Source organism: Pseudescherichia vulneris, assembly GCF_902164725.1.
Taxonomy (GTDB): Bacteria; Pseudomonadota; Gammaproteobacteria; order Enterobacterales; family Enterobacteriaceae; genus Pseudescherichia; species Pseudescherichia vulneris.
In genome coordinates this window covers 781,517-786,242 of the sequence record NZ_LR607338.1, presented here as the reverse complement: position 1 = coordinate 786,242, position 4,726 = coordinate 781,517, and the positions used below count along the sequence as shown (strand labels likewise).

General features: G+C 57.1%; 3 protein-coding genes. 2 read left to right on the top strand and 1 reads right to left on the bottom strand.

Annotation, left to right across the window (positions count from 1 at the left end; genetic code table 11):
- Positions 1-46: 46 nt before the first annotated feature.
- The gene (locus FN633_RS03180) at positions 47-952 is read right to left on the bottom strand and encodes a protein bax (protein WP_154056707.1); all 906 of its coding nucleotides are present in this window, start codon (positions 950-952) and stop codon (positions 47-49) included.
- A gap of 314 nt (positions 953-1,266) precedes the next feature.
- Here FN633_RS03180 and FN633_RS03175 point away from each other — a divergent pair, with 314 nt between their 5' ends.
- Entirely contained in the window at positions 1,267-3,303 is a 2,037-nt protein-coding gene (locus tag FN633_RS03175) for an alpha-amylase (RefSeq protein WP_154056706.1), read from the top strand.
- A gap of 124 nt (positions 3,304-3,427) precedes the next feature.
- On the top strand, positions 3,428-4,684 hold the full coding sequence (gene avtA, locus FN633_RS03170) for a valine--pyruvate transaminase (protein WP_042393963.1): 1,257 nt from the start codon (positions 3,428-3,430) through the stop codon (positions 4,682-4,684).
- Positions 4,685-4,726 lie beyond the last annotated feature (42 nt).

Below are 4,726 nucleotides of genomic sequence, written 5' to 3'. Positions count from 1 at the left end.
GTAGGTCGGGTAAGCGTAACGCCACCCGACATAACGGAAGAGAAAATTACATATGCGCTGCAATTAAACGCTGGTTGTCCTGATACATAGCAAACAGGTAGTTGTTGTAACGCTGGCCCTGCGTCGAATAGCCGCTGAGCTTGTGGATCATGGTGCTGGCAGTCACTTCCTGATCCGCTTTGCGCAGCTGCGCACGGGATTTACGGAACGACGCGTACGCCGGGTGGGTGTTGAGGTTAGCCGCGTAGGCGCTCACTGACTCTTTAACCGAGTCAAACTGAGAGTACCCTTTCACCGTGCCCGGGCCGTTGTTACAGCGGCCTTTCGCACACTTCATGCCGAACAGGTTGTTGTTACTGCGCGCCAGCTTCGACGTACCCCAGCCGCTTTCAGCTGCCGCCATGGTGGCAACCATGCTATCAGGGATAATGTCGACGCGATCCAGCAGCGTATTCCAAGGGATGCGGCGGGTATTACCCGACCAGCTCACCTTGTAACGCTTAGCGATGTCTTTCAGACGCGCACGCTCGGTCGGCGACCAGCGATTGTCGTACTGTTTAGACACCAGCCAGTTGCGCTCAGCGGTAATCGCAGCATTTTGGCTAGTGATGTAGGGCATAACCGTCCGGAGAAACGCCTTTTTCCTTGGTGTTCCGGAAGGGTATTTTCGCAAATCAGGAAGTGAACTGCTCTTTGCACTATTGCGAGAATACTCTTGTTTACTGCTTGCCAGCGTACTACTAACTTTTTTACTGCTACTCTTTTTACTGCTAATCGTTTTACTGCTAACCTTTTTACTACTGCTTAACGTTTTACTGTGCTTATGGCTGCTTGTGTAGGCTGTGTAACTCGTTGTCTGTGCGTGCGTTTTCGCAATCACCTCACCTGAAAATGCCGTGGTGAGTAACATGAGTATCGCAGCCCCATATCGTCGAATGGGAGTCGATATCATTAGTTCTCCTGGTCGGATTGATGCATTCCAACACCTTATTTTTACAAGATTTTGAGAGCGGAATCTCAAATTGTATCAAAAATACCCCTCGGGAGCACTCTAAGAAATAGTCCATTTCCTAATTGGTGTCATCAGCCGAATGGATCTACAGCATGCAAAATAGTCAAAAATTGTGTGGCCTATCACAAACTTCCCTCTAAATGTGGCGCGGATCGCTCAGCCTTTGACCTCCACCCCGGCAAACGCCCGGCAGGGATGAGTTTACCCGGCACAACGGGTGGCACACTGATGGAAACTCTGGAGAGGATGCCACCATGCAACGCTGTGCCCTTGCGCTTTTACTGCTTCCCATCACCGCCTGGTCCGAATGGTCCGCGCCCGGCTTTCCCGCGTTCAGCGCAACCGGCAGTGGGGTTTATCACAGTGAGGCCACGTTCAAAAAGGGTACCACTCCTCTTACCTTAAAAAGTGACAATGTGTGCTGGCAGCCTGCCACTGCCCCTAAGCTCAACCAGATGCTATCGCTTCAGCCCTGCACCGGTGACGCGCCGCAGTGGCGAATCTTTCGCGACGGCGACTATGCGCTACAGATAGATACCCGCTCGGGTACGCCAACGCTGATGCTGACGGTAGCCGCCCCGCCTGAAGCGGAGGCCAACACCGCCGCCCTGCGCCAGTGTCCGGTGTGGGACGGCAAGCCGCTAACGGTCGATGTAAGTAAAACGTTTGCCGAAGGCAGCCAGGTGCGTGACTTCTATAGCCAGCAGGTTGCCACGGTGAGCGAAGGGAAAATCACGCTCCAGCCTGATGCTAACAGCGGCGGTTTGCTGCTGCTTGAGCAGGCCGATGCGCCTGCGGCTGCGCCCTTTAGCTGGCACAACGCCACCGTCTACTTCGTCCTTACCGACCGCTTCGTCAACGGCGACCCAGCCAACGACAATAGCTATGGCCGCCATAAAGACGGTATGCAGGAGATTGCCACCTTTCACGGCGGCGACCTGAAGGGGCTCACCAGCAAGCTGGACTACCTCGCCGGGCTGGGAGTTAACGCGCTGTGGGTTAGCGCGCCCTTTGAGCAGATCCACGGCTGGGTAGGCGGCGGCACCAAAGGCGACTTCCCGCACTATGCCTACCACGGCTACTACACCCTGGACTGGACGAAATTGGATGCCAACATGGGTAGCGAGGCGGATCTACGCGCGCTGGTCGACGGCGCGCACCAGCGCGGCATTCGCGTGCTGCTGGACGTAGTGATGAACCACACCGGCTACGCTACGCTGGCGGATATGCAGACCTACCAGTTCGGCGCGCTCTATTTGCAGGGCGAGGAGCGACAGAAGCTCCTCGGCGAAAGGTGGACGGACTGGAAACCTGCCGCTGGACAAAACTGGCACAGCTTTAATGACTACATCAACTTTAGCGATAAAGCGGCGTGGGAGCAGTGGTGGGGCAAAAACTGGATCCGCACCGACATTGGCAACTACGACAGCCCCGGCTTTGACGATCTCACCATGTCCCTCGCATTCCTGCCGGATATCAAAACCGAATCTACTGCCCCGTCTGGCCTGCCGGTTTTCTATCAGCATAAGCCCGACACGCGGGCCAAAGCGATCTCCGGCTATACGCCGCGCGACTACCTGACCCACTGGCTCAGCCAGTGGGTGGGTGAATACGGCATCGACGGTTTCCGGGTGGATACCGCTAAGCATGTGGAGATGGCCGCGTGGCAGCAGCTCAAGACCCAGGCAGCGGCGGCCCTGACCGAGTGGAAACAGGCGAACCCGGATAAAAAACGCGACGATAACCCGTTCTGGATGACCGGCGAGGCTTGGGGCCACGGCGTGATGCAGAGCGAATACTATCGCCATGGCTTCGATGCGATGATCAACTTTGATTACCAGGAGCAGGCGGCCAAAGCCACCGACTGTTTGGCAAATATGGTGCCAATCTGGCAGCAGATGGCGGACAAGTTGCAGCATTTTAACGTGCTGAGCTATCTCTCCTCCCACGATACCCGTCTGTTCCGCGAAGGCGGTCAGCGGGCAGCCGAGCTGCTGCTACTGGCCCCCGGTGCGGTGCAGATCTTCTATGGCGATGAGTCGGCCAGGCCTTTCGGCCCTACCGGGTCCGATCCATTGCAGGGCACGCGCTCCGACATGAACTGGCAGGATGTAAGCGGTCAGTCGGCGGCTACCGTGGCGCACTGGCAGAAGATCGGGCAGTTCCGCGCTCGTCACCCCGCCGTGGGGGCAGGTAAACAGTCAACGTTGGAACTGGCCCAGGGCAGCGGATTTATGCGTGAAAACGGCACAGATAAAATTATGGTGGTGTGGGCAGGGAAACAGAATTAACGTCTGACGGTGAGACTGTCTTTAGTATAAAAACACTAAGCGCAGCCAGGCCAGCGATTTGCACCGCGCCTGCGCTAGCGTTAAGGTGTGCCAAGTTTAAAATCAGACCGACAGAACACCTGCTATGACATTTTCACTTTTCGGCGACAAATTCACCCGCCACTCAGGCATCACGCGCCTGATGGAGGATCTCAACGACGGCCTGCGCACGCCCGGCGCGATTATGTTAGGCGGCGGTAACCCGGCGCAGATCCCGGAGATGACCGACTACTTCCAAAAGCTGCTGGCGGAGATGCTTGCCTCCGGCAAAGCCACTGATGCGCTGTGCAATTATGACGGTCCACAGGGGAAATCCGAGCTGCTGGTCGCGCTGGCGGATATGCTGCGTACCACCCTGGGTTGGGATATTGCGCCACAGAATATTGCACTGACTAACGGCAGCCAGAGCGCGTTTTTCTACTTATTCAATCTGTTTGCTGGCCGCCGTGCCGATGGAACCACCAGAAAAGTGCTGTTCCCGCTGGCCCCGGAGTATATCGGCTACGCGGATTCCGGGCTGGAGGAGGATCTCTTCGTCTCTGCTCGCCCGAATATTGAGCTGCTGCCGGGCGGCCAGTTTAAGTATCACGTCGACTTTGAGCATCTGCACATTGGCGAAGAGACCGGCATGATCTGCGTCTCCCGACCAACCAATCCGACCGGCAACGTCATTACCGACGAGGAGCTGATCAAACTGGACGCCCTGGCGAACCAGCACGGTATCCCGCTGGTGATCGATAACGCCTACGGCGTGCCCTTCCCGGGCATTATCTTCAGCGAGGCGCGCCCGCTGTGGAACCCGAACACCATTCTCTGCATGAGCCTCTCCAAGCTCGGCCTGCCCGGTAGCCGCTGCGGCATTATCATCGCCAATGAGCAGACTATCTCGGCGATCCGCAACATGAACGGCATCATCAGCCTTGCCCCCGGCGGGATTGGCCCGGCAATGATGTGCGAGATGATCAAACGCAACGACCTGCTGCGCCTGTCGGAGACGGTGATCAAGCCGTTCTACTACCAGCGGGTGCAGGAGACGATGGCCACGCTGCGCCGCTACCTACCGGAAGAGCGCTGTCTTATCCATAAACCTGAGGGAGCCATCTTCCTCTGGCTGTGGTTCAAAGACCTGCCGATCACCACCGAACTGCTCTATCAGCGACTGAAGAAACGCGGCGTGCTAATGGTGCCCGGCGATTACTTCTTCCCGGGCCTCGACAAGCCCTGGCCGCACACCCACCAGTGCATGCGCATGAACTACGTGCCGGACCCGGAGAAGATCGAAGCCGGAGTGAAAATCCTCGCCGAAGAGGTGGAGATTGCCTGGCAGGAGCGAGCTAATTAACACTGTTGTAGGCCGGGCAAGCTTGTGCCGCCCGGCGATAGG